Source organism: Bacillus sp. OxB-1, assembly GCF_000829195.1.
GTDB lineage: Bacteria > Bacillota > Bacilli > Bacillales_A > Planococcaceae > Sporosarcina.
Genome location: NZ_AP013294.1, coordinates 1,879,108 through 1,904,483 on the forward strand (window position 1 = coordinate 1,879,108; position 25,376 = coordinate 1,904,483).

Sequence of the window (25,376 nt, forward strand, 5' to 3'; positions counted from 1 at the left end):
ACTGATGGTGAATTAAATTTACAAACTTCATTATATTAGGACAGTGATAAGTGGACATGGGCTACACAACATTTTAGAACTGAAAGGGCACTAGTGTTGCATTAATATCTTTTGAAGATTAGGAATTCATAAAACCTTCAAAAATCTAAGGAATCCAAAAGAAAAAGTCCTTTATAATGGAAGGTACAGGTAGTTCCTGTCCAAATCCAATACAAAGGACCAACTCATGGACAAGAATACACGAAAAACTTCATTTGGTAAATGGCTGAATGCCATTGATTTTGAGAAATTCAACGAAATTGTGACCATACATGGGCAAGACCGGTATACAAAGAAGTTAACGACGCAAGCTTACACACTTCTCATGCTGTATGCTCAATTAATGGAGTCAGACAGCCTGCACGCACTGGAAGCAGCGCTGACAAACCGGGATTTCCAACGGGCGATCGGCGTGGATTCCATCAGTGTGTCGCAGCTTTCCAGAAAGAATAATCGGTTGGATCCAACGGTTCTGTCGAATCTTTTCATGCAACTGGTTAGTCAGATCGCTGTACAAAAACTTTCGCCCAAAAAGGGGTTGCTCCTGAAAATCATCGACTCCACAACGATCCCGTTGAACGTAAACCATTTTAAATGGGCCGAATTCCGGGAGACCAAGGCCGGCGTAAAGCTGCATATACGCTTGGTGTTCGATGAAAACGGCACTCATTACCCCGACAAAGAGGTCATCACGAACGCCAAGGAGCACGACCGTAATCAACTCGAAGTGCTTGTTGACGACAAGGAGGCCATGTATGTTTTCGACCGCGGGTATGTGGATTATGAACGGTTTGACCGCTTCACGGACGATGGGCTTTTCTTCGTCTGTCGGTTGAAGAAGAATGCCGTTCTGCATCCCATCCACACATTCTCCCTTCCGGAAGGGAGTGATGCCCTTTCCGACACGATGGCGTTCGTAGGCGCCAATCCGAACTGTACGGAGAACGTTTTCCGAATCCTTGTCATCCCTGATGGCAAGGGGGGCGAATTGCGGCTGATCACCAATCGTTTCGACATTTCCGCGGAGGAAATCAGCGAAATCTACCGTTCTCGCTGGGCCATCGAATTGTTCTTCAAGTGGCTCAAGCAGCACGTGAAGATCAAGCATTTCTACGGTCAAAGTGAATACGCTGTGAAAAACCAGATTTATCTGGCTCTGATTGCCTATTGTCTGAACGTCCTGATTCAATCGGAAACAAACAGCAGGAAATCCATCTTGGCGATTTCACGTATTCTAGCCGCTAATCTATGGGAGTCGTCCCGGTATTGGCTTCGTAGAATCAGGAGTGGAAGCATACCGTAACGATCCCTGCTGACCCGTCACTTATGGATAACTGTATAAACTTACCAAATGGACAGCGCTACCTTTATTCAGGTGCTTCCCTTTTTGGCAAAAATAAAGATAGAATGGTGACTGAATATTTAATTAATATTCATGCAACGCTAGTGCTGAAAGGGAGGTTATTTATTTGAAGCATCGTTTAGTTTGGCTGTTGAGCCTATTGCTCATTATGAGCGTTTTCCTGGTTGCTTGTGGCGGAAAGAATGAAACGGAGGAAGACACGACCACTCCGACTGAGAATGGACAAGACAAGGAAGAAGGAAGTACAGAAGAGGCAGGAGAGCCCGATGCGGAACAAGTACTGCATTTAATCGAAGCTGCTGAAATCCCTTCGATGGACCTTTCCGTTGCGGAGGACCAAGTCAGCTTCCTCGTCTTGAGCAATGTTATGGAAGGCCTTTACAGCCTGGACCAAGAAAGTATGCCGGTTCCGGCAATGGCGGAAGGTGAACCTGAAATCAGCGATGATGGCAAAACGTACACGTTCAAAATCCGTGATGATGCCAAATGGTCTAATGGAGATCCTGTGACTGCTCATGATTTCGTCTATTCCTGGCAACGGGCGATCGATCCGGACACCGGTTCGCCGTACGGCCCTTACTTGATGGCTGGCATGGTGAAAAACGCGACGGAAATCGGAAAAGGGGAAGCGGAGATCACTGACCTCGGAATCCGGGCGGAAGATGACAAGACTCTCGTTATCGAACTTGAAAATCCAGTGGCGTACTTCCTATCGCTGATGGCGTTCCCGACATTTTTCCCATTGAATGAGGACTTTGTAACGGAACACGGGGACAAGTATGCAGCCAATTCAGACGCAATGTTATATAACGGTCCGTTCAAATTGACGGATTGGGATGGGACAGGCGACTGGAAGTATGTGAAGAATGATCAGTATTGGGATAAAGACACTGTGAAGCTTGATGAAATTACTTTCAATGTCGTAAAGGAAACTGCTACGGCAGTGAAACTATATGAACAGGGACAAATCGACCGGACCGTCCTATCCTCCGAATATGCGATGCAGTACACGGATAATCCGGAAGTGGTACATGAATTGGAAACGTCTGTGTTCTACTTTAAATTGAACCAAGAACGTAACGGGAAAGCGACCCCGCTTGCGAATGAGAACATTCGTAAAGCAATAGCTCGCGCGTTCAACAAACAGGAATTGACGGACGCTATTCTGGCAAACGGTTCCCTTCCGGCGAACTACTTGGTCCCGGTCGAGTTTACGTATGACGAAGATGGAAAAGACTTCCGTGATTATAGCGGCGAATATCTCGAATACAATGTGGACGAAGCGAAAAAATATTGGGAAAAAGGCTTGGAAGAGCTAGGTACGGATCAAGTGACACTGGAACTTCTTGGCGGCGATACAGAAAACGCGAAGAAGCAGCAAGAGTGGTTCAAATCCGAGTTTGAACGCAACCTCCCGGGGCTTACGATCAATTTGAAAGAAGTGCCATTCGCTGTCCGGCTGAAATTGGATAACAACAGTGACTACGATATCCAAAACGCAGGGTGGGGAGCGGATTTCTCGGATCCGATTTCCTTTATGGAACTGTTCACTACCGACAGTCCGCAAAACTTGACGGGCTACTCGAATCCAGAATTGGATCAATTGGTCGAAGCGACAAAAGTTGAACTTGCGGATGATCCGGTTGCCCGCTATGAAGCTTTTGCGAAGGCTGAAAAGATTCTTCTAGAAGACGATGCTGCTATTGCACCACAGTACCAACGCGGGCGTGCAGCTCTCATGAAACCGTATGTCAAAGGGCTTGTCACACACCCATTCGGTGGGGACTACTCCTATAAATGGACGTACATTTCCGGCAAAGAGTAATGGGATGATATAGCCTGTAAAATCTCATACTAAAGAGAGTATATGGTGAGCACAACCATGTACTCTCTTTTTCAATAAAAAGGAGTTTATGCTTATTTTCCCAATGAACGATGATTAGACGAAAGATAATTTGCAGGAGGTGCAAAAGATGGCGAAATATATAACGAAGCGAGTCGTTTACATGTTCATCTCACTATTCCTCATAGCGACGTTTACTTTCATCTTGATGAAACTGCTGCCCGGTTCCCCGCTCACCTCCGCGGCAAAATTATCACAAGAGCAGCGAGAAGTCGTTTACGAAAAATATGGGTTGAATGATCCGTTGCCTGTCCAATACGTTCGGTATATGGGCAATTTGGCAAAAGGGGATTTTGGCGTGTCTTTCCAATATAAGAACGCCGACGTCATGACGTTGATTGTGAAAAAGTTGAAATATTCAATGATACTTGGCGGTCAAGCATTGTTGTTCGGCACATTGTTCGGTATTGTTCTCGGAATGATTGCAGCATTGAAGCAAAATACGATATGGGACTACGGTAGTACTGTCATTGCGATTTTGGGAGTCTCCATCCCTTCCTTCGTATTCGCGGCGCTATTGCAATACGCATTCGCGGTGCATTGGCAATGGTTTGACGTCGGTCTTTGGAAAGGTTGGAAATCGAGCGTGCTTCCATCGATTGCACTCGCGATGGGGCCGATTGCGATGGCGGCCCGTTTCATTCGAACGGAAATGATTGAAGTACTGAATTCGGATTATATCTTGCTGGCAAAAGCGAAAGGCGCCAACTGGTTTGAAATAGCATTCAAGCATGCTTTCCGGAATGCTTTGATTCCCCTTATCACTGTATTGGGGCCAGTGGCGGCTAGTCTCTTTACCGGGTCCCTTGTCGTAGAGCAGATTTTTGCTATCCCGGGAATCGGTGAACAATTCGTCAAATCGATCAACTCGAATGATTATTCCGTCATTATGGGGACTACGATGTTCTTCTCCGTATTCTTGATCGTCATTATTCTAATCGTCGATATTTTATACGGCGTCATTGATCCGCGGATTCGTTTGTCTGGAGGTGCCAAATCATGACCCAACCAATAGAAGAATTGCCGAAGGAATCATTTGAACGGATTATCGTGGATAGCCATCAGGCTGAAAAGATTTCCAAGCCGAGTTTGAGCTTCTGGCAAGACGCCTGGCTGCGGATCCGGAAAAATAAAGCTGCTATTTTTAGCGTGTTCATCCTGTTATTTCTCATCTTCATGGCATTCGTTGGTCCGGCCATGGTACCGCATGACCCCGAAAACGTCCGGGTCACCCACGCTAATCTACCGCCGAAGATCCCGGGTCTCGAAAATTTTGGCATCGCGAATGGGGAAGGGAAGCTAGGATCCAAAGTCGTCAATCTTTATGAAATGAAAAAAGTCGAAGAGTATTATTGGTTCGGGACGGACAGCTTGGGACGTGATTTGTTCAGCCGTCTGTGGAAAGGAACGCAAATCTCCCTGTACATCGCTTTTGTCGCAGCTATCATCGATATGCTGATCGGTGTCATCTACGGCGGGGTTTCCGGCTACTATGGTGGCCGCATTGATGATATTATGCAACGGATTGCGGAAATTCTAATTGGAATTCCGACGCTCGTCATCGTCATCTTGATGATCATGGTCATGAAGCCGGGCATTTGGTCCATCATTATCGCAATATCCATTACCGGCTGGATCGGGATGTCGCGAATCGTCCGGGGACAAGTGCTGAAATTCAAAAACCAGGAATTTGTCTTGGCGGCGAAAACACTTGGTGCCAGTGACGGAAGGATCATCAAAAAACATTTATTACCGAATATTATGGCGATCGTTATTATCAATATGATGTTCACGATTCCAACGGCGATCTTCTTCGAAGCGTTCCTCAGCTTCATCGGCCTTGGATTGCAGGCACCAAAAGCTTCGCTTGGAACATTGATCAATGACGGATATAGGTTTCTGGAATACCAGCCGCATATGTTGTTCTTCCCGGCCGTCGTACTGAGTATCTTAATGATCGCATTCAACTTGATCGGCGATGGATTGCGTGATGCACTTGATCCGAAGATGAAAGACTAAAAGGAGGAAAGCGGAATGGAGAAGATTGTGGAAGTACGAGATCTGGAGCTTTCCTTCCGTACGTTTGCGGGTGAAGTGAAAGCGATCCGAGGCGTCAATTTTGAAGTGTTCAAAGGGGAGACGCTCGCCATCGTTGGGGAATCAGGTTCCGGTAAATCCGTTACGACGAAAGCGATCATGCGACTGCTGCCCGAATCAAGCACTGAATATAAAAAAGGGGAGATCTGGTTTGGCGGAAGGGACTTGCTCGCGGCTTCCGAAAAAGAAATGCAGAAAGTGCGGGGCAAGGACATCTCGATGATCTTCCAAGATCCAATGACCTCCCTCAATCCGACGATGGCAATCGGCAAGCAAATCATGGAACCACTTTTGAAACACCAGAATATGAACAAAAAAGAAGTATGGAAAAAGTCAGTCGAATTGCTCGGGCTTGTCGGGATGCCCCAACCAGAAATCCGGATGAAGCAATACCCGCACCAATTTTCGGGCGGGCAACGGCAAAGGATTGTCATCGCGGTAGCGTTGGCTTGCAATCCGAAGTTGCTCATAGCAGATGAGCCGACGACCGCTTTGGACGTCACGATTCAGGCACAGATTTTAGAATTGATGAAAAAACTGCAAAAGCAAATCGATACGGCTATTATTTTCATCACCCATGATCTAGGGGTGGTCGCCAACGTCGCGGACCGTGTGGCCGTCATGTATGGTGGACAGATCGTGGAAGTCGGGACCGTCGACGAGATTTTCTATAACCCGAAACATCCGTACACATGGGGCTTGCTCAGTTCGATGCCGTCCTTGGATACGGAGGAAGAGCAATTATATGCAATTCCCGGTTCGCCGCCTGATTTATTGGAACCGCCGACGGGGGATGCGTTCGCTCTTCGAAGTGAGTATGCAATGAAGATTGATTTGGAGAAAAGACCGCCGCTTTTCAAGGTGAGCGACACCCATTATGCCGCCACATGGCTGCTCCATCCGGAAGCGCCGCGAGTGGATCCTCCGGCTGCCATCGTGGAACGGATGAAAGAATTCCCGGGCAGCCGATACTATGAAGGACAGGCGGGAGGTGCGAGATGATGGTCGAGAAGTTGTTAGAAATAAAAAACTTGAAACAATACTTTAATGTAGGTAAAAAAAATGAAGTGCGTGCAGTCGATGATATTTCCTTTGACATTTACCGGGGAGAGACACTCGGTCTGGTCGGTGAATCGGGTTGTGGAAAATCAACGACAGGCCGTACGATCATACGTCTTTACGAAGCGACAGGCGGCGAAGTCATCTATGATGGTGTTGACGTTCACGCCAAAAAGTCGAAAAAGGAACTGAAACGTTTTAACCAGAAAATGCAGATGATCTTCCAGGACCCGTACGCCTCACTGAACCCGAGGATGAAAGTGCTCGACATCATCGCGGAAGGGTTGGATATCCACGGCTTGGCCAAAAACTCGAAGGAACGGACAGCGCGTGTGTACGAACTACTGGAAACGGTCGGCTTGAATCGCGAACATGCGAATCGCTATCCTCATGAATTCTCCGGCGGACAGCGCCAACGTCTCGGAATTGCCCGCGCACTTGCGGTCGACCCGGAATTCATTATCGCGGATGAGCCGATTTCCGCCTTGGACGTTTCCATCCAAGCGCAAGTCGTCAATCTGCTGAAGGAACTGCAAGAGGAAAAAGGGTTGACGTATTTGTTCATCGCCCATGATCTTTCGATGGTGAAATATATATCGGACCGGATCGGTGTCATGTACTTCGGGAAGCTGGTCGAACTGGGACCGGCGGATGACATTTATAAATCGCCGCTCCACCCGTATACCCGATCATTGCTCTCCGCCATTCCATTGCCTGACCCCGAATATGAACGGACCCGGTTGCGGAAAACCTACGACCCTACCTCCCACCAATACGGAGAGGGAGAAGAGGTAAAGATGCGGGAAGTGAACCCCGGCCATTATGTTCTTTGTTCAAAGCGGGAATATCGGGAAATGACAGCTGGAAAATGAGACGAAGGATCGGTTTATCTTTATTCAGCACAAGACTCCCACTTCTATAGGTGGTGAGATGAATACGATTTGATCTCCTGTTCAGCGGGTGTTCAAACTCCCGCTGAATAGGGGAACTCAGACTAAAACCGCCGCGTCCAGCGGCGACGTCTGAGTGACCAACATCCTGTTGGCCCAAAGCCTTCGGCGGATGTCACGGATTTTTAAGGGGAGCTTTTCGAGCGAGCTCGAAAAAATCCGGACGCAATCACGCCGAGGCGTGATTGATATTCGTTGAAACCGATCCCTCTGCATATTCTGGAAAATTTTGATAGGATGTTTGATAAGGGAGGTTGTCTGCATGAAAATAGGGGCTTGTATGTTAGCGTCATTCCTCACGCTATCATTTTGGAATCCGCTGTCTAGCAATGCGGAAGAAGATGACAGAATCCCAAGAGTTTGCCGAACGTACATATGGATTTACAACAATTGACGAAGCGGTGATTGCTTCGTCGGAACTGTTCCGATTTCAGTCGGGCTTGACATTTGAATACCCGGATGCGGTTCGCGGCGTTTACGTGACCGGCCATTCCGCAGGCGGGGTGCGGTTTAACCAATTGGTGAATTTAATTGAAACGACTGATTTGAATTCAATGGTCATCGACATTAAAGATGATCATGGGTATCTCACGTATATACCGTCCGAAGATTCCGAGCTGGCTGCCTTGGACATCGGACAACCGTATGTCAAAGATCCTCGTGCTCTATTAAAAACATCGGAAGAGAAGAAGATGTACCCGATTGCACGGGTCGTTGTCTTCAAAGATAGCGTCCTTGCCAAGAAGCGTCCCGATCTTTCATTCACAGACGGTGGAGCTGTCTGGGAAAACGGCCGGGGTGAATCATTCGTGAACCCTTTCCTGCAAGAAGTGTGGGACCAAAACGTCGCCATCGCGAAGGAAGCCGCTGAAATGGGCTTACAGGAAATCCAGTTCGACTATGTGCGCTTTCCAGAAGGATTTGAAAAACGACATGAGACGTTGAAGTATGACATGGGCGACTATGCGGAATCCGAATTGGACCCGGTGCAGCGTCGGGTGGAAGCGGTGACCGATTTCGTCGCCTATGCGAGGGAGCAGTTGCGGCCGTATGATGTGCATGTCTCCGTTGATATTCTCGGATATGCCGCCACCTTGCCGGAAGCACCAGGGATCGGGCAAAACTTCTCCAAGATATCCGACAACGCCGATGTCATCTCGTCGATGATTTACCCGAGTCATTGGACCTCCTATTTTGGCATCGCGAAACCGGATACGGACCCTTACCGGTTAGTGACAGAATACGCCAAGGTGGAAAATGAAGTGCTATCCAAACTCGAAGACCCACCCGTATCGCGCCCATGGCTCCAAGATTTCACGGCATCCTGGCTAGGCGCAGGCAATTATAAACGATATGGAAAAGCTTAAGTCGAAGCGCAAATCAAGGCGCTCAAGGAAAACGGCATCGATGAATTTCTTCTCTGGAACGCCGGAAACCGCTATACGGCTGGCGTCAACTATGTCCCGTAAATAGAAATAATAGATATATCCGGAAACTCGATTATTTCCGGGTTTTTTCTTGTCTTTTCATGCCCAATCTATACTTATTTTCCTTCCGGGTGCATAAAAAATAGTTGATGCGGGTATACTATGCCGGATGGCGGTTATTGACAATTTTAATGAAACCTTTCCGTCTATTCAAACGTATTATATAGTGTGAAGGATAAAATTTCTTTTTTCAGCAAGGGGATTCTAATTGAGAAAGCAAAAGAATTGACATAGTGATGTTTAAAAGAATTTCTAACCGGGTATAACAGATAAGAACCATTGAATCAGAACAGAGAATTACGCAGAAAGTCATTAATATTGCGGAATTGTGAAGTGTCATCTAATTTTTTTTGAAAAAGTGTATTCATTGGTATCAATTACGTGTATAATAAGAAGAGAAAAGAGCATATTACAATCATTCTAATTTAAAGAAGAATTTAAATATCCAAAAGCCGACTGAAAGGAAGTGTCAATGTATGATGGTTACATTATTCACATCACCTAGCTGTACGTCATGCAGAAAAGCGAAAGCATGGTTGGAGGAACATGAAATTCCATATACAGAGCGCAATATTTTTTCAGAGCCATTAAATATAAATGAAATCAAAGAAATCTTGCGGATGACGGAAGACGGGACAGACGAAATCATTTCCACTCGTTCAAAAATCTTCCAGAAGCTGAACATCGACGTAGAGAGCCTTCCGCTCCAACGGCTATATGAATTGATCCAGGAGCATCCAGGCCTCCTTAGACGACCAATCATTCTAGATGAAAAGAGATTGCAGGTAGGGTACAATGAAGATGAAATCCGTCGTTTCCTACCGAGAAAAGTGAGGGCCTATCAGCTGCAAGAAGCAAGGCGAATGGTCAATTAATTAAACACTCTAAAACGCTGATGGGAATGACATTGAAAAATGCCGTATGCCTATCAGCATTTTCGATTTTCCTTGCTTTCCCGGCAGATGTTATCTACAATGCTAGTATTATCAGAATTATAACACTAACGCCGTGACGGAAACCTTTCACCTTATGGCGAATGTTCATATACTAGTACTAAGCATTGCAGGTGCTCTACACAATATGGAGGAACTGGCACGGACCTGTTCCGGAAGAAGGGAGAGAAAAGGGATGGAAATAGAACGCATCAATGAGAATACAGTTAAGTTTTTCCTATCATATATCGATATTGAAGAACGCGGGTTCACCCGTGAAGAAGTATGGTATAACCGTGATAAAAGCGAGGAGTTATTCTGGGAAATGATGGACGAAATCAATGATGAAGGCGATTTCGAGATCGAAGGGCCTTTATGGATCCAAGTCCATGCAATGAGCGGCGGCATCGAAGTGACGGTGACGCGGGCGCAAATGCCTTCTGACGGTCAGCAATTGGAACCCCCGTTTGAAATGGATGACCCTCGAAAGATGTTCCAACCGGACGGTGACGTGTTTGATGAAATGACAGATCTGGTGAACGAGGAAGATGAAAACGGATTTGATTGGATCGATAATATGTTCGTCTTTAAAGATTTCGAAGAGTTGATTCAACTGGCGAGCCGCATGTCGGGATATGATAAGGCCAAAACCGCGTTGTATTCGTTTGAAGATAAGTATTACTTGTATCTGACTTATGATCCGGATTCTGCACAAGACTTCCGTAAGACTGATTTGTTCAGCGTTATATCCGAGTTTGGTAACGCATCGAACGTAACCATCCATCGCCTTCAAGAATACGGCACTCTCGTAATAGAATCTGACGTTTTTCAAACGATTGAAAAATACTTTTCATAAAGGGAATTAATACGCCTCGGCGCAGGAGTCCGGAGATTGAACTTCCTATCGCGAGACCCTGTGCGTCGAGGCGTTATCCTTCAGCGGGCGTTTGGATCCGCTGGACAGTTTCTCTCATCGCCTATGGAGATGGGGGTCATTTGTTAAATAAGTAGAAAACAGCCGCTGCTGAAGTGGCTGTTTTTTATTACTTAGGAAATTATAAAATTCGGGCATGTGGATAACCTTCAAAATTAGGTTTGTTTACGTCCAGCTCCGGGCGCTAGAGGCTCGGGGTCATAAGCCAAAGCTGCTCTGTGGCAAAAAGCGCCACGCCGCATCTTCGTCTTATGCCTGTCGCCTCTGAGCAAGCGCCCTGCGCTTTTGTTCTTTTATTTGATTATTTGAATAAAGGTTTGTAATATTAAGATAGAAAGGAGTGTTGCTTTTGTTGACCGCTCTTGATCAAGAGGACAATTGGATCGTCCTTCTCCCTTCGATGAACCGGGAAAGATTGCGCCAGATGAGAAACACGCAGCGGTTTTATTGCCCGCAATGTAAGAATTCCGTTCACCTGAAAGTTGGCGACATCGTCATCCCGCATTTCGCCCATCAGCAAACGACTTCGTGTTCCGGTGCTTTTTCCGAAGGGGAGTCTTTGCCGCACTTACTTGGAAAGCAACAGTTGTTCACTTTTTTTCAGAAGCATGCAGAGCATGTGGAAATGGAGCCGTTTGTCCAACGGATTTCCCAGCGCCCTGATCTTCTCGTAACACTTCATCCTGAACAAGTTCCGATTGAATTCCAATGCAGTCCCATTCCCATCTCCCGGATGGAAGAGAGGACGGCTGGTTATCGCGGGGCCGGTCTGGAACCGTTTTGGTTGCTGCATACACCGGACAAGCATCGCCAGCAACACCTCGGAATTGATATATTTCAATTTTCCCGTTTTCATGAGCTGTTCTTCACCCACCATCCCCCTGAAGGCTCCGTATTAATCACCTACCATCCTGAAACTAAATTTTTCCATTATTTCAGCAACCTGATCCATATTGCTGGCAGACGATACATTGGCAATCATCGAAAGTTGTCGATTTCCCATCAGACCCTCCCGTTCTCGCGCCCTAAGGCACCTACGGAGGAAGAAATCCAAAGGTACGCCGATTTGTACCGGGCGGCCCGCGCCTCTTTTCTGAAAAACCGCATCTGGATGAATCGCAAAGGCCTGAACGATGCTTTTTTACGAGCATGCTATGAGATGCGTTTCATTCCATCCGAATTGCCTGCTTGGATTGGCATGCCCATTCGAGGTTCGGAAGCATTCCGGGAACATGACTGTGAATGGCAAACGGCGTTCATCCATGATGTCCGAAAACAAAAGTTGCCGAAAAAGCAACTTTCTAATTATCCAATCCAAAAATTCATCAGGCGCTATGACGGAAATAAAGAGAAAATGGAAAAGGCTTGCATTGCCTATCGTGATTTCCTGATCCGGTCCCGTGTCGATATTCTCAAGAATCGCGATGAACTCGTCGAAGACTGTCTAATCAAGGTTCTAGCAGGAAGATTCCTTGCAATACCAAGCGAATATTGAGAAAATGAAATCTACTCTTTGCTTGAAATGGAGGACTTTGGATGACAAGTGAATCAAAGAACAAAGTATTGACCCGGGAGGAAGTCAAGGAGGAAGAGACATGGCGCCTCGAGGATATATTCGAAACGGACGAGGCTTGGGAGCAGGAATACAAAGCGATCGAAGAATTTTTGAAAAAGGCGGACTCTTATAAAGGCACGCTCCGTAATGGCGCGGAAGCCTTATATGATGCGTTGACATACCGGGATAAATTATCCGAAAAATTGCGACGGCTTTATACGTACGCGCATTTAAAGGCGGATCAGGATACGACGAACAGTTTCTATCAAGCGCTGGATAGCCGGGCGAAAACACTGTACGTGAAAGTGTCGACTGCGCTCTCCTTCTTCTTGCCGGAGCTTCTGTCCATCGATGAGGAAGAGCTGGACCGCTTAGTGGATTCCCATAAAGGACTTCAACTATATAAGCAGGAATTCCGGGAAATCAACACCCAACGGCCACATGTGCTTCCTGCTGAACAGGAGTCGCTCATTGCCCAATTGGCAGAGGTGACAGGAAACCCGGCCGAAACATTCAATATGCTGAACAATGCCGATTTGACGTTTCCGATGGTCAAGGACGAGAGTGGGGAAGAGGCCGAATTATCCCATGGCCGCTATATCCGATTTTTGGAAAGTGACGACCCTAGCGTCCGAGAAGGGGCCTTCAAGGCAATGTTCTCGAAGTATAAAGAGTTCCAGAATACCTTCGCCTCGACATTATCCGGTTCGGTGAAAGGCCATAATGTCAACGCCCGGATCCGCAACTACGGTTCCGCACGCGAAGCCGCCATGTCGAATAACCATATCCCTGAAACGGTATATGAAAACTTGGTGTCGACGATCAATAAGAATGTCCACTTGTTGCAACGCTACGTAGCGCTGCGGAAAAAGGTGTATGGACTGGATGAACTGCATATGTGGGATCTATACGCACCGCTCATTAAGGAAGCCAATACGAAAATCACTTACCCGGAAGCGGAAGAGACGATGCTGAAAAGCTTCCAGCCGCTCGGCGAAGACTATGTGTCGATTGTCAAGGAAGGGTTGGAGAACCGCTGGGTCGATGTCCGGGAGAATAAAGGGAAGCGATCGGGTGCCTACTCCTCGGGTTCATTCGGCACGAATCCATACATTCTGATGAACTGGCAAGACAATATTAATAATTTGTTCACGTTAGCTCATGAATTCGGGCATAGCGTTCACAGCTATTACTCCCGGAAGAATCAGCCGTTCATTTACAGCGGCTATTCCATTTTCGTCGCGGAAGTCGCCTCCACAGTGAATGAAGCGATTCTGAATGATTATTTATTAAAAACGACTGAGGACGAACAGAAACGGATCTATCTCCTCAATTACTGGCTCGATGGATTCCGGGGAACGGTTTTCCGTCAGACGATGTTTGCTGAATTTGAGCATTTGATCCACCAATTGGATCAGCAAGGCGTCGCATTGACGTCGGAGAAGCTGACGGAAGAGTACTATGCGTTGAACAAAAAGTATTTTGGCGATGACTTGGTCGTAGATGAGGAAATCGGCTTGGAATGGGCCCGGATCCCTCACTTCTATTATAATTACTATGTGTACCAATACGCGACAGGTTATAGCGCGGCCGTGGCCCTCAGCCATCAGATTCTGACAGAAGGGGAGCCGGCGGTCGATCGTTATATTAATAATTTCTTGAAAGCAGGATCCTCCGATTACCCGATCGAAGTGCTGAAAAAGGCGGGTGTCGACATGACAAGCGCCGCCCCAATCGAAGAAGCATGCCGAGTCTTCGAAGAAAGACTGAACGAACTGGAATCCCTATTGCTGAAATGAAACGAAGAAACCCCTTGATCCGCGGGCTGCAAGCGGAAAGGGGTTTTTCTGTGTAACAGAGGTGAACGAGGATTGATTGCCAAATGTTACAAATTTGTGAACTTTATTGTGAAATGTTGATGTTACTATTATTTTATGATAAATTAAAGATGTGAAATAAATCACAATCCCAAACATACACCCCTTTTGTTTGAACGTGAACATTTCTCCCATTCCCTTTGTAAAAGAGCATCCACTTCCCCCCAGGAGTGGATGCTCTTTTCGTTTTGTTTGAGAGTTTTTTGGCATGGAATATTCGGTTTCTTGATCCTAGTGGAAACTGGGATGAGGCTGCAAAACTGTCATGGCTCGTGCGGAAATTGTCATGGGCGCGTTAAAACTGTCATGGGGCGGCGGAAATTGTCATGGTAAACTGTCGAACTGTCAGGGCGATTCTCTGAACTGTCATGGCCCGAGCGAAAACTGCCATGGCGCGGTGGAACTGTCATGTTAAATTGCGAAGTTGTCAGGACACTTCTCTGAGCTGTCCTGGCCCGGCCTGACCCGGCCGAACTGTCACGGCAGAACGTAAAACTATAAGGCCCTCCCCGAACAACCTTAGTCGCCTGTCCCCCCACACAGTAAGAACAAAAAAGCCCCACGCCCGATGAATTCCGGCAGTGAGGCCCTCAAAAATTATAAAGTCGTAGGCTTTCTACGCCACAGCGTAGTGTCCTGGACAAGGAGACGTTCCACATGTTGTTGCAGGAGGCGTTTTTTGAGTTCGCGCTCCGCAGATTTTTCGGATATTTGGTAAATGTCGGCGATCTCTTCCGTCGTCATGGTGTCGAAACGATGGAGCAGATCATCGAGTGTCGGAGGCGGATCGGGGGATAGGGACTCCCCGAGGAGCTCTCCGAGAATTTGTTCATACACGGCAAAGGTGTAGAGACCGCTCACTTTCAAGCCTTCATCTTCGATATTTTCATTAAAATAGACAAAGGTCGGGGCTGTTTCGACTTCCATTTCTCTTGCTAAATATAAATCCACTTGTAAAGCACGCAGGACGTTTTTGGAAGAAAAATCCCGGATGAATTCATCGACGTCCAGATTGACCTTTTCCGCAATCTCCACGAGAACTGAAAAGGAGGAGACATTGCGAGATTTTAAAAATGAATATTCCAACATCTTGGAGAGAAACCGGAAACCGGCCCGCTTTCCTTGAAACTCGGCGGCTTTGACAGCAATGCTTGGAAAGGAAGGGTGTAGTTTACTACAAGCCTTCGGATCCTCATTCGCTTCAAGACATTTCATGTTCATCGTCGGCATGGATGTCCGAAGAGCAATCCGAAGTGTGAAATAGCGCTCGTACTGGATTTGCAATTTACGCAAAATCGGCTGCAGCAACCAGCAGTCGTTACAAAGCGGATCGATGAAAACATACAGTTCAATCGGCCGGGTCGTCGCAGACGTCGGACTGATTGGATTGTCCAAAAGTATTCGCCGATTCACGGACGATCCTCCCCGATACGATTGACCATATGGTGTGCAGTCATGACGAGGCGCTTGTAGTACATCTCCCGAAAGGGCCCTTCGAGTCCCACTTCATCCATTGCTTCCGACATACAGGAAAGCCACGCCTCTGCCCGCACCGGCGTGATGGGAAAAGGCATATGGCGTGCTTTCATCATCGGATGGCCGTGTTCTTCCGTATATAAATTAGGTCCACCTAAATATTGAGTTTGAAATTGTTTTTGTTTCCGTGCTGTTTCCGTCAGGTCATCTGGGAAAATCGGGTACAGGTCCGGGTGCTTTGCAACTTTCTCATAAAATCTATCGATTAGATCCGACAACTTTTCCGCACCGATCTCCTCATAAGGGATCAAAGGTTTTCGAGTCATATATGTCAATCTCCTTTGCTCTGACTGTATTGACATTCTATCAATCCCACAGATCTTTCACAAATAAAACAGCTTAGGTGACTAAAGCGGGAGGCCTTCCTAGGCACGCCCCTCAAGGGTTAAGCCCACTTTGAAGACTTGACATCTCCTTGTTCACCCCTGAAAATAGCCGAGCACTTTTTTGACATACTGCTGGGTTTCTTTGAACGGAGGAATTCCGCCATGCTTTTTCACATTTCCAGGTCCCGCATTATAGGCGGCGAGTGCGTGTTCGATATTACCGCCGAATTGATCCAGCATTTGGCGCAAATATTTTGTGCCCCCCATAATATTCTGCACTGGATCAAAACTATCAGTTACTCCAAGAAATCTTGCAGTGCCTGGCATGAGCTGCATCAGCCCTTGAGCACCTGACCGGCTTACCACTGTAGTGTTGAAATTGGATTCTTGCCGGATGACCGAAGCGATCAGCTTTTCCGGTATATTATATTTCTCAGCTGCCTGTTTAATGATAGTGGCATATGCGCCTTCACTTGCGTCAGTCTGTCGCGTGGCCGGGAGATTTACTATATTGTGAGCTTGTACGGGAGAGGACATATCGGGAATGTAAATCGGGTTCATCCCACCGTACCGCAAGGATTCTGGTGACGTTGCGGATTCGATTGTCATGGCCGATACGGATGACAAGGAGTCAGTCATGGAAGTGCTTTGGATCATATCCTTGAGCATCAATTGAAACAGGGCGGGTGAAGAATTGGAGAGGCCCGCATACGTTTGGACGCTTCCAAGGGATTGCAGTGAATTGATTTCCATCAATGTACGGATTGAACGTGCATCCATCCATCTCATTCCTTTCGATATCAGGACTGGCCTTCTCCTCTATTATACCAATTCAAGGCGGAAAACACATCATCTGAACTGCGCTACCGCCTCCTATATGGTAGACTGAACGTAAAGACATGTGAAGGGAAGAAGAGAGTGTGGCTATTCAAAATGTTGTGGAACGCGGATTCGAAACAGATGGAAAGATCCATTTTATAATGAATGATCCCGCTAGCCGTCCTTCGGGCGAACCCGCCGGGAAAATGATCACGGATTCGGATGGACTGGCATTCGTTTATTTATTTGAACAAGAGGAAGGGTACGGGCAGCTCCGTTTTCCAGAGAACGTCTGGCCTTACATGGTGGACGCTCTGAAAACAGGAATCGATCCGGTCCTCTCTTGGCAAGATGACATCATGCCCCTCGTCGGATTCAAGGAAGAACTGACGATGCTAATTTATAATATAGAGGGTAACGATAATTATGGGGAGGCCTTTTCCACATCTGTCGAGCATGCTTTCGGCTCGATTTTGCAAGGTGCGGAGTAAGGTCGAGGGGGGATCCATTTGAAAGAGTGGAAGGAATTTCTACAACCGTATAAACAAGCGGTCTCCGAATTGAAGGTGAAGCTGAAAGGGTTGCGTGCCCAATACGAATTGGAGGAAGTCCACACGCCAGTCGAATTCGTGACTGGCCGAGTCAAACCGCTTCCAAGCATTTACGACAAGACGTTGGAAAAAGGAATCCCTTTTGAGCCGTCGAGTGAGCTCGCCGCCGAAATCCCGGATATTGCAGGTCTCCGTATTATGTGCCAGTTCGTTGATGATATTCGGACCGTCGTGGATACATTGCGGGAACGGAAAGATCTCCGGGTCGTCGAGGAGCGGGATTATATCGCACGGAAAAAGCCGAGCGGTTATCGGTCATATCATATGATCATTGAATATCCGGTGCAAACGATCCATGGGGAGAAGACGATCTTCGCCGAAATCCAGATCCGGACTTTATCGATGAATTTCTGGGCATCCATCGAGCATTCCTTGAACTATAAATATGAAGGCGAAATGCCTGAGAAAATCCGGCAACGGTTGGAGCGTGCCGCAGAAGCGGCCTTCCAGCTGGATGAAGAAATGTCACAAATCCGCGATGAAATCCAAGAAGCGCAGCAATATTTCACGGCCTATAAAGAAACGGCCAACCGGAGTTATTCGAACAAGAAAAAGAGGGGAGGGCAAAAGGGATGAAATTCGCAGTCCAGTCAAGAAATGATAAATTATCGAACGAACTGATGGAGCAGGCCAAAAAATATTTGACAGAGTTTGGCTTGGTTTTTGATGAAGAAGAGCCGGAAATCGTCCTTTCAATCGGCGGCGACGGCACGCTCCTCCACGCGTTCCATAAATATATCCATCGTCTGGAGGATACGTCGTTCGTCGGGATACATACGGGCCATCTCGGATTCTACGCGGATTGGAAACCTTCTGAAATTGAAAAACTTGTCATCGCCATTGCGCGGAAAGAATACGAAGCGGCGGATTATCCGTTGCTCGAGGTGACGATAAATTATCAGCATTACCAGAAGAGCACCAAATATTTGGCGCTGAATGAATCGACAGTCAAGTCTCCGGAAGTGACGTTCGTCATGGACGTCGAGTTGAACGGGGAGCATTTTGAGCGGTTCCGGGGCGACGGGTTATGTATTTCCACGCCATCCGGCTCCACCGCTTATAATAAAGCGCTCGGGGGAGCCATCATCCATCCGGCCATCCCGGCACTTCAATTGACGGAAATGGCATCCATCAATAACCGGGTCTTCCGGACGGTCGGCTCGCCGCTCGTTTTGCCGAAACACCATAGCTTGATGCTTGTTCCGGTGAACGGGCCCGATTTCATGTTGACGATCGACCATCTGCAACTGCTTCATAAAGATGTCAAGTCGATTGAATACAAAGTAGCGGAAGAAAAAGTCCGGTTTGCCAGATTCCGGCCATTCCCTTTCTGGAAAAGGGTCTCCGATTCATTCGTGGCGAGTGAAGTGGAAAATGAATAAGCCCGACTTCCGGTTTCGGCTACAATTCGAAGTGGAAGAACAAAATATACTGTTGCGGGAGTTCCTGCATTCCAAAGGGATTTCAAAAAGGACGTTGACCGCATTGAAATATGAAGGCGGGGCCCTCCAAGTAAACGGCGCGGAGCGTACGGTTCGCCATCCGCTCGAAAATGGCGACCTGGTGACGGTGATTTTTCCGGAGGAGCGTCCAAGTGAAGGGCTTCGACCTGAAGACGGAGCCCTTTCCGTCGTTTATGAAGATGAAGCTCTGCTCATTTTAGACAAGCCTGCAAACCGGAGCACGATACCGTCGAGGGACCACCCGGACGGCTCCATTGCCAATCGGGTGGCCGGAAAATTCAAAAAGGAAGGGGTTCCGGCAACGGTCCACATTGTCACGCGCTTGGACCGGGACACGTCGGGATTGCTTTGCATTGCAAAAAATCGCCATATTCATCATTTGTTAAGCGAACAGTTCAAAGTGCAGGGCATTTACCGGAAATATTTTGCGGTTGCAGAAGGGCGTCTTCCGGCAGGCGGATTCACAATCGAGCAACCGATCGGACGGAAAGAGGGAAGTATAATTGAAAGGGAAGTCCGACAAGATGGGAAATATGCGAGAACGGATGTCATGTTGCTTTCCCATCACCGGGTAGATGGGGAAGAACTTTCATTCATTTCCCTTGTCCTGCATACGGGAAGGACGCATCAAATCCGGGTCCATCTGCATTGGTCCGGGCATCCATTGGCGGGGGATGATCTATATGGAGGTAAGAGAAAATTGATCGAGCGGCAGGCATTGCACTGCGGGGTGTTGAGGTTCGTTCATCCACTAACAGGAGAAGAAATGCTATTCCGAAGTGAAATCCCCGCAGACATGCTGCAACTTATCAGCACGGATCATGGTGTCATCAGTCGAAATCTGTAAATCGGTCGGGCATATACGGCTGCAAGGATGGTGTATCGACAATCTCCATCTCGGGATAGCGGAGGGCGGTCAAGCTGCCGCCGAATACACAGCCGGTGTCGATGTTCACCGTATTATTCAGGAAACGGGCCTTCCGGACAGGTGTATGGCCATAGACGATGAGCGGAGAACCTTTATAGGTTTTGGCCCAATCCCGCCTGACTGGCCGCCCGTCCGGATGCCGTTCACCGGTGACATCGCCATATGTTACGAACACGCGGATCTTTTTCGATTCCGGTTCACCGATCATGCTTTCTCGTATGCCGGCATGTGCGATGACCAGTTTCCCATCGTCCAATACTTGATAGAGTTCCAAGGCTTCGTAAAATTGCCGATACCGTTTAAGAAAATCAAGGCGCTTGCCGCTCGGCAGTCCATTCAACTCGGCGACCGTCGTTTCAAGGCCGTGGATTTGTTCGACATGATTCCCTTTTGCAAAGCGGTAAAATTTATTACAATGATTTCCCGGGGAATAATGTAGAATTCTGTCGTCCTGCATGCGAAATAACAGTTCTAATGTTTCCAGTGAATTCGGACCGCGGTCCATCGCGTCCCCGACAAATGCAAGCTTACGGCCATCCGGATGGATCGGCACATGTTGTTTCATTTCGTAGCCCAGCTTGTCGATCAATGCTAGAAGTTCGTCATAACAACCGTGGATATCGCCTATAATATCGAATTTCATATTTGCTCACCCTTTTTAATTCTATGTCTTAGTATATAGTATCCCCTATTGAAAGCAATCACTCCCGCGCATCGAGAGGAAGGTGTATGATGACAATGCATGAAGATTTTAAAGAAGAAATCAGCTATGATGAAGAGAAGTTGCAGGAATTGTTGGAAGGAAGGAATATTCGGGAATTCCGTGAAGAGTATTTCATGCTTCACCCGTATGATCGGGCAAAGTTTTATGAGAAGGTAGGCGCGGAACTGCGCCGGACAATCTACCAATATTTATCTCCGAAAGAACTCGCGGAAATTTTTGAGACGAGTGAGATTGCAGAAGACGAATATCGGGATTTCCTTCAGGAGATGGACACGACGTATGCGGCCGACATGATTTCCTATATGTTCGTCGACAACGCGGTCGATGTCCTGAATGAACTTGACAAATCACAAGTCGTCAGCTACCTGACTTTGATGAACAAGGAAGCTGCCGCCGAGATCAAGGCCTTGCTGCATTACGAAGAATACACGGCCGGTTCCATCATGACGACGGAGTATGTCACGGTGCCGGAAAACTCCACCGTCCGTTCGGCCATGACCATTTTGCGCAATGAAGCGCCGGGAGCGGAGACGATTTATTATGTATTCGTTGTGGACGACGACAACCATTTGACCGGTGTCGTCTCGCTCCGGGATCTGATTATTGCCGATGAGGATACGCTCATCCGTTCCATCATGAGCGAACGGGTCGTCAATGTGCTCGTTTCGGAAGACCAGGAAGAAGTCGCCCGGATGATCAAAGACTATAATTTGCTCGCCATGCCGGTAGTTGATTTCCAAAACCACATACTCGGTATTATTACAGTCGATGATATTATCGACGTCCTGGATGAAGAAGCGTCCGATGACTATTCCAAACTCGCGGCCGTTTCCAATATGGATACGTTCGACCGCAATTCCATTTCGGCAGCGAAAAAGAGGTTGCCGTGGCTCCTCATCCTGCTTGTGCTCGGTATGTTGACGGCAAACCTCATTGATTTATTTACGGAAACGATATCCAAAGTGGCTTTGCTTGCCGCGTTCATCCCGTTGATTGCCGGGACTGCCGGAAATAGTGGGACGCAAGCGCTAGCCGTCGCGGTGCGCGGTATTGCAACGCGGGATGTGGAGGACGAAAGTAAATTCAAACTGCTCCTTCGGGAAGCGGGAACCGGATTGATCACTGGTTTGCTTTGTGCCATTTTCGTCGTCGCACTCATCTATGTGTGGAAACATGAATTCCTCATCGGACTTCTCGTTGGTGCGGCGATTCTCGTCTCCATATTCGTCGCGACCATTTCCGGATCATTCATCCCATTATTCATGCATAGACTGAAAATCGACCCGGCCGTCGCATCGGGTCCATTCATCACCACACTGAATGATGTCATCAGTATTATTATTTATCTAGGCCTTGCCACACTTTTCCTCAGCGATCTTTGAAAGCTGGGGGAAAGTTTTTTTGTTGAAGAAAATTAAATTTGGGTCTAACCTTCCAACCGGGAGCTCTTCGCCCTTAGGTGAACCACTCCGAAACCGGGCGCATATACTACTTTTAAAAAAGGATGTGCTGACTATCTTGCATAATGAGCCATTGCTGTTCATCCAGACGCCGCCGGTTTATGTCAGAATCACTTTTACCGAAGAGCCAGCCCCGCTAGAGGAAGAGAGTACGTCCATTTTCGCTCCCCACTCGCAGGAGATTGAGAAAAAATCCGTCCAGTTGGAAGTGGCCCGTTCTGACGAAGAGCAGGAGACCGTGTCCGAAGAAAAGGCAATCAATCCGTCAGTAATCCGGCGTATTATGTACTTGGCCTCCTCGTTTCCCCGGCAGATCTATAAGCCGCTGCAATTTGTGTTAAGCGACGAAACCGTAACTGGAACCATTGCAAGGATTGAAGGCGAATCGGTTTTCATTGAACTGGAGGATGAAGGGCAAACTATTGCCGCCGTCGATTTAGTAGAAATTGAGGAAATTCTTTGGAGAGGCACCCCTTTCCAAGAACGGTAACAAAACGGGCTGTCCGAAAAGTCCAGGCACAGAGTTGGATACTAGCAAAAAGCAAGGGCGCCGGGAGACTCCTGCGGGAAAGCCGGCCGACGAGACCCCGCACGGCTGTAGGCCGGAGGAGGCTCGTCGGCTGGCCCGCGGAAAGCGACCAGAGCCCTTGCTTTTTGCGTGTTTAACCGGAGAATCCACTTTCTGGACAGCCCCGTTTTCGCATGCAGAAAACTGCCCGCCGGCTGAGCCGGACGGGCAGTCACGCATTGCAGGCGGACTCTTAAAAATCGTCGCAATCAATGAAAATGTCTTTAACACACTGAATTCCACAGAAGCATTTCAAGTCAACCGTGATACAAGATCCTGTTGGTGCGAAGTTCTCGACTCGGCAGATTTCCTCCAGGTCGATCTTACCGTGTTTCGTGATATCGACCGGCATCCGGTTCCGATCAAGCGGCTCAAGCACTTGCAATGTGGCACAACAATTGTCAAAGATGTTCTGCACTCTGAAGAAAACAGAAATACAATTATTGTGATAGTGGTGTCCTGCAGTTTCCGCTCCAGTATGGCCTTCGGATTGTCCGCCAGTTCTCCAGTGTTTGCGATGCTCCCGTTTGAACAAGGCTTTGAACAAGTCACCTTTGTTATTTGAAAGGGTGAATACACGCGTGTTGGCACGTTGACGTGCCGGGCTTACGATGCTGCCAAGCGGACTTGTAAAGCAGTCGGATGCGCAGTCGTCACAATCCCGATCATCGCGCAAGTCTTGCACGCGCTTGATTGCCCGCACTACTTCACAGATGCAGTTATCGTGTCCGCGAACGCCTCCGACATCCTCAGTTTTTCCACAACCCATTCCTAACACCTCCTTTTTTCAATTCCCTATACCTTATGCGATGTTTTTCCGTACGTAAGGGCAGACATACCGGTTTTGAATAAAATTCTGACGAATAAGGCATACTGTATAAAAAGTGGAGGGGACGCCTATCCGAAAGCTTGTTCTCACAATTTTTCTGCTCGTCCTCCTGGCGGGATGTACGGGAAACGGCATCCGGATTTTTAACGCAACGGATGAAGATAGTACGCAGGCAGAAGAGTTATTCAAGAAAGATAAACGGCTGAAGTCGGTCAGTGCAATGTTCCACGAGGAACAGTTGCTGACAGGAGTAAGAGTCGATACATTTTCCCGTTTCCGCAAAGGGAAAATTGAGAAGGAATTAGAAAAGGAGTTGGAAAAGCTCTACCCGGATCTGGATATCACTGTGTCTGCCGATAGTAAAATTCTGTACGAAACGACCAAGCTGATAAATGGCAGTGATAACAAGGACGTCGGCAAGAAAATCGATGACTTAAAATCTTTATTAAAGGAAGAGACCTGATGAATGAAAACAAGTATGCGAAATTAGAAAAAGAGAAGTCGCCTCAGACCCCTTTGCTGAAAAATCTGTTCAAGGCTTTTCTGACAGGCGGTATCATTTGTTTGGTCGGCCAGCTAGTCTCCCTCTTTTATATCACGTTCTTCGATTTCACTGAGCGGACTGTAAGCAATCCGACCGTGGCGACGATGATTTTCTTCGCCATGCTGCTAACCGGATTCGGCCAATATAAGAAGATCGGCCAATTCGGCGGTGCGGGAGCTGCCGTCCCGATCACGGGTTTCGGAAACGCGGTCATTTCTTCCGCAATTGAACATAAAACGGAAGGGTATGTTCTTGGAGTAGGCGGGAATATGTTCAAGCTGGCGGGCTCGGTCATCTTGTTCGGTGTTTTTTCCGCCTTCCTTGTCGCATTGATCAAGACCATCCTCGTGAAGTTGGGGGTCGCTTCATGGTGAAACGTGGACTCCTGACATTCCAGACATCTCCTTGCCTAGCTGCGACTGGTGTAACAGCGGGCCCTTTGGAAATGAAAAAAAGCCCCTTTGCCGTATTATTCGACAAAGGGTACGACGATGAACGTTGTGGGCTGAAGACGAATGAGCACGCCCACGCCAAAATGCTGGAAGACGCAGTGATGATTGCTTTGAGCAAGTTGGAACAGATCCCGACCGATGCCGATTTCCTGTTCACCGGAGATTTAGTCAACCAGATGACCCCGTCGAATTTTGGTGCAACCACATTGGGGATCCCCTATCTCGGGTTGTTCTCCGCCTGCGCCACCTCCGTTTCATCCATCATTGCAGCTGCCATGGTGACTGAACTGGGCATGTCAAACTGTTCGGTAGCGGGGTCTTCCAGTCAACATAACGCGATTGAAAGGCAATTCCGCTATCCAATCGAATATGGCGTTCAAAAATCGGAAACAGCGCAATGGACGGTGACTGCGGCTGGTGTCACAGCGATCACGCCGAAGAGGGAAGGGTATCCGATTGTGGAGAAAGCAACCATCGGCTGTGCAATTGATCTTGGCATGACAGATCCATTAAACATGGGCGCCGCTATGGCACCGGCAGCATCCGATACCCTTGTCCGCCATCTTCAAGGGCATGGGATGCAAGCCGCTGATTATGATCTGATCATGACAGGGGACTTGGGGAAGACCGGTTTTGAACTATATAAGACACTGGCGGAAAACCATAGTATTGAGATCACGCCGAATTTCAGGGATGCGGGATCAGAGTTTTATGGGAATGACTCGTCGTTCCTGGCGGGGGCAAGCGGATCTGGTTGTTCCGCAGCCGTTTATTTTTCCGAAGTCTATGGAAGTATGATGAAAGGGGAATTGAAACGGGTTCTGCTTATCGCAACGGGGGCGCTTCTATCCCCGCTGTCCTTCCAGCAAGGGGATACGATTCCGTGCATTGCGCACGCAGTCGAATTAACGATGAAATGA

Annotated in this window: 24 protein-coding genes and 1 pseudogene; 20 read left to right on the forward strand and 5 right to left on the reverse strand. The window is 47.8% G+C overall.

Annotation, left to right across the window (positions count from 1 at the left end):
• Positions 1–226: 226 nt before the first annotated feature.
• The 11 genes and pseudogenes from OXB_RS09220 to pepF all read left to right on the forward strand — a co-directional run bounded on the left by OXB_RS09220 (position 227) and on the right by pepF (position 14,118).
• Positions 227–1,342 carry an IS4 family transposase gene (locus tag OXB_RS09220; RefSeq protein ID WP_041072671.1) on the forward strand — a complete coding sequence of 372 codons (1,116 nt, stop codon included), beginning with the start codon at positions 227–229 and terminating at the stop codon, positions 1,340–1,342.
• A 166-nt stretch (positions 1,343–1,508) separates the two neighbouring features.
• Positions 1,509–3,227 carry a peptide ABC transporter substrate-binding protein gene (locus OXB_RS09225; RefSeq protein WP_041073669.1) on the forward strand — a complete coding sequence of 573 codons (1,719 nt, stop codon included), beginning with the start codon at positions 1,509–1,511 and terminating at the stop codon, positions 3,225–3,227.
• A 148-nt stretch (positions 3,228–3,375) separates the two neighbouring features.
• Positions 3,376–4,308, forward strand: a complete 933-nt coding sequence (gene opp3b, locus OXB_RS09230; RefSeq protein WP_041073670.1) for an oligopeptide ABC transporter permease — start codon at positions 3,376–3,378, stop codon at positions 4,306–4,308.
• Positions 4,305–5,324, forward strand: a complete 1,020-nt coding sequence (gene opp3C / locus OXB_RS09235; RefSeq protein ID WP_041073673.1) for an oligopeptide ABC transporter permease — start codon at positions 4,305–4,307, stop codon at positions 5,322–5,324. The genes opp3b and opp3C overlap by 4 nt, the downstream gene beginning before the upstream one ends.
• Before the next feature lie 15 nt (positions 5,325–5,339).
• Positions 5,340–6,404 carry an ABC transporter ATP-binding protein gene (locus OXB_RS09240; protein WP_041073675.1) on the forward strand — a complete coding sequence of 355 codons (1,065 nt, stop codon included), beginning with the start codon at positions 5,340–5,342 and terminating at the stop codon, positions 6,402–6,404.
• Entirely contained in the window at positions 6,404–7,333 is a 930-nt protein-coding gene (locus tag OXB_RS09245) for an ABC transporter ATP-binding protein (RefSeq protein WP_041073678.1), read from the forward strand. Before OXB_RS09240 ends, OXB_RS09245 begins: the two co-directional genes overlap by 1 nt.
• A 407-nt stretch (positions 7,334–7,740) precedes the next feature.
• Positions 7,741–8,880: pseudogene (locus OXB_RS09250) on the forward strand (putative glycoside hydrolase).
• A gap of 497 nt (positions 8,881–9,377) precedes the next feature.
• Positions 9,378–9,773, forward strand: coding sequence for a transcriptional regulator SpxA (gene spxA, locus OXB_RS09255; protein ID WP_041076558.1), 396 nt, complete (start codon positions 9,378–9,380; stop codon positions 9,771–9,773).
• 253 nt (positions 9,774–10,026) lie between these two features.
• Entirely contained in the window at positions 10,027–10,686 is a 660-nt protein-coding gene (gene mecA, locus OXB_RS09260) for an adaptor protein MecA (protein ID WP_041073680.1), read from the forward strand.
• Between the two features lie 427 nt (positions 10,687–11,113).
• Complete coding sequence (locus OXB_RS09265) at positions 11,114–12,259, forward strand: competence protein CoiA (protein ID WP_052483959.1); 1,146 nt, start codon at positions 11,114–11,116, stop codon at positions 12,257–12,259.
• A 41-nt stretch (positions 12,260–12,300) separates the two neighbouring features.
• On the forward strand, positions 12,301–14,118 hold the full coding sequence (gene pepF, locus OXB_RS09270; protein ID WP_041073682.1) for an oligoendopeptidase F: 1,818 nt from the start codon (positions 12,301–12,303) through the stop codon (positions 14,116–14,118).
• Between the two features lie 675 nt (positions 14,119–14,793).
• On the opposite strand, the gene OXB_RS09275 is transcribed toward pepF, so the two are convergent.
• The 3 genes from OXB_RS09275 to OXB_RS18220 form a co-directional block, all read right to left on the reverse strand.
• A complete protein-coding gene (locus OXB_RS09275; RefSeq protein WP_052483960.1) occupies positions 14,794–15,609 on the reverse strand; it encodes a DsbA family protein in 816 nt (271 codons plus the stop codon).
• The gene (locus OXB_RS09280) at positions 15,606–15,998 is read right to left on the reverse strand and encodes a globin domain-containing protein (RefSeq protein ID WP_041073684.1); all 393 of its coding nucleotides are present in this window, start codon (positions 15,996–15,998) and stop codon (positions 15,606–15,608) included. Before OXB_RS09280 ends, OXB_RS09275 begins: the two co-directional genes overlap by 4 nt.
• A 153-nt stretch (positions 15,999–16,151) precedes the next feature.
• On the reverse strand, positions 16,152–16,838 hold the full coding sequence (locus OXB_RS18220; protein ID WP_041073686.1) for a lytic transglycosylase domain-containing protein: 687 nt from the start codon (positions 16,836–16,838) through the stop codon (positions 16,152–16,154).
• 140 nt (positions 16,839–16,978) lie between these two features.
• Here OXB_RS18220 and OXB_RS09290 point away from each other — a divergent pair, with 140 nt between their 5' ends.
• The 4 genes from OXB_RS09290 to OXB_RS09305 are packed head-to-tail and all read left to right on the forward strand — an operon-like array spanning position 16,979 to position 19,798.
• Positions 16,979–17,368, forward strand: coding sequence for a hypothetical protein (locus tag OXB_RS09290; RefSeq protein ID WP_052483961.1), 390 nt, complete (start codon positions 16,979–16,981; stop codon positions 17,366–17,368).
• An 18-nt stretch (positions 17,369–17,386) separates the two neighbouring features.
• Complete coding sequence (locus OXB_RS09295; protein WP_041073688.1) at positions 17,387–18,064, forward strand: GTP pyrophosphokinase; 678 nt, start codon at positions 17,387–17,389, stop codon at positions 18,062–18,064.
• Positions 18,061–18,870, forward strand: a complete 810-nt coding sequence (locus tag OXB_RS09300; protein ID WP_041073690.1) for an NAD kinase — start codon at positions 18,061–18,063, stop codon at positions 18,868–18,870. Before OXB_RS09295 ends, OXB_RS09300 begins: the two co-directional genes overlap by 4 nt.
• Positions 18,863–19,798, forward strand: a complete 936-nt coding sequence (locus tag OXB_RS09305) for an RluA family pseudouridine synthase (protein WP_052483962.1) — start codon at positions 18,863–18,865, stop codon at positions 19,796–19,798. The genes OXB_RS09300 and OXB_RS09305 overlap by 8 nt, the downstream gene beginning before the upstream one ends.
• Here OXB_RS09305 and prpE read toward each other — a convergent pair.
• Positions 19,782–20,522 (reverse strand): bis(5'-nucleosyl)-tetraphosphatase PrpE, encoded by a 741-nt coding sequence (gene prpE / locus OXB_RS09310; RefSeq protein ID WP_041073692.1) that lies wholly within the window; start codon positions 20,520–20,522, stop codon positions 19,782–19,784. The two genes, OXB_RS09305 and prpE, sit on opposite strands and share 17 nt — an antisense overlap.
• Before the next feature lie 89 nt (positions 20,523–20,611).
• On the opposite strand from prpE, the gene mgtE reads away from it, so the two are divergent.
• Positions 20,612–21,985, forward strand: coding sequence for a magnesium transporter (gene mgtE, locus OXB_RS09315; protein WP_041076568.1), 1,374 nt, complete (start codon positions 20,612–20,614; stop codon positions 21,983–21,985).
• Between the two features lie 136 nt (positions 21,986–22,121).
• On the forward strand, positions 22,122–22,553 hold the full coding sequence (locus OXB_RS09320) for a hypothetical protein (RefSeq protein ID WP_041073694.1): 432 nt from the start codon (positions 22,122–22,124) through the stop codon (positions 22,551–22,553).
• A gap of 271 nt (positions 22,554–22,824) precedes the next feature.
• On the opposite strand, the gene OXB_RS09325 is transcribed toward OXB_RS09320, so the two are convergent.
• A complete protein-coding gene (locus tag OXB_RS09325) occupies positions 22,825–23,400 on the reverse strand; it encodes a CotY/CotZ family spore coat protein (RefSeq protein WP_041073696.1) in 576 nt (191 codons plus the stop codon).
• Between the two features lie 115 nt (positions 23,401–23,515).
• Here OXB_RS09325 and OXB_RS09330 point away from each other — a divergent pair, with 115 nt between their 5' ends.
• From OXB_RS09330 to OXB_RS09340, 3 genes are read left to right on the forward strand one after another with little or no spacing between them, the layout of a single operon-like run.
• Positions 23,516–23,923: a hypothetical protein gene (locus tag OXB_RS09330; protein WP_041073698.1), complete on the forward strand. Its 408-nt coding sequence runs from the start codon at positions 23,516–23,518 to the stop codon at positions 23,921–23,923.
• Positions 23,923–24,378: a stage V sporulation protein AC gene (gene spoVAC / locus OXB_RS09335; RefSeq protein ID WP_041073700.1), complete on the forward strand. Its 456-nt coding sequence runs from the start codon at positions 23,923–23,925 to the stop codon at positions 24,376–24,378. The genes OXB_RS09330 and spoVAC overlap by 1 nt, the downstream gene beginning before the upstream one ends.
• A complete protein-coding gene (locus tag OXB_RS09340; RefSeq protein WP_041073702.1) occupies positions 24,372–25,376 on the forward strand; it encodes a SpoVAD in 1,005 nt (334 codons plus the stop codon). The genes spoVAC and OXB_RS09340 overlap by 7 nt, the downstream gene beginning before the upstream one ends.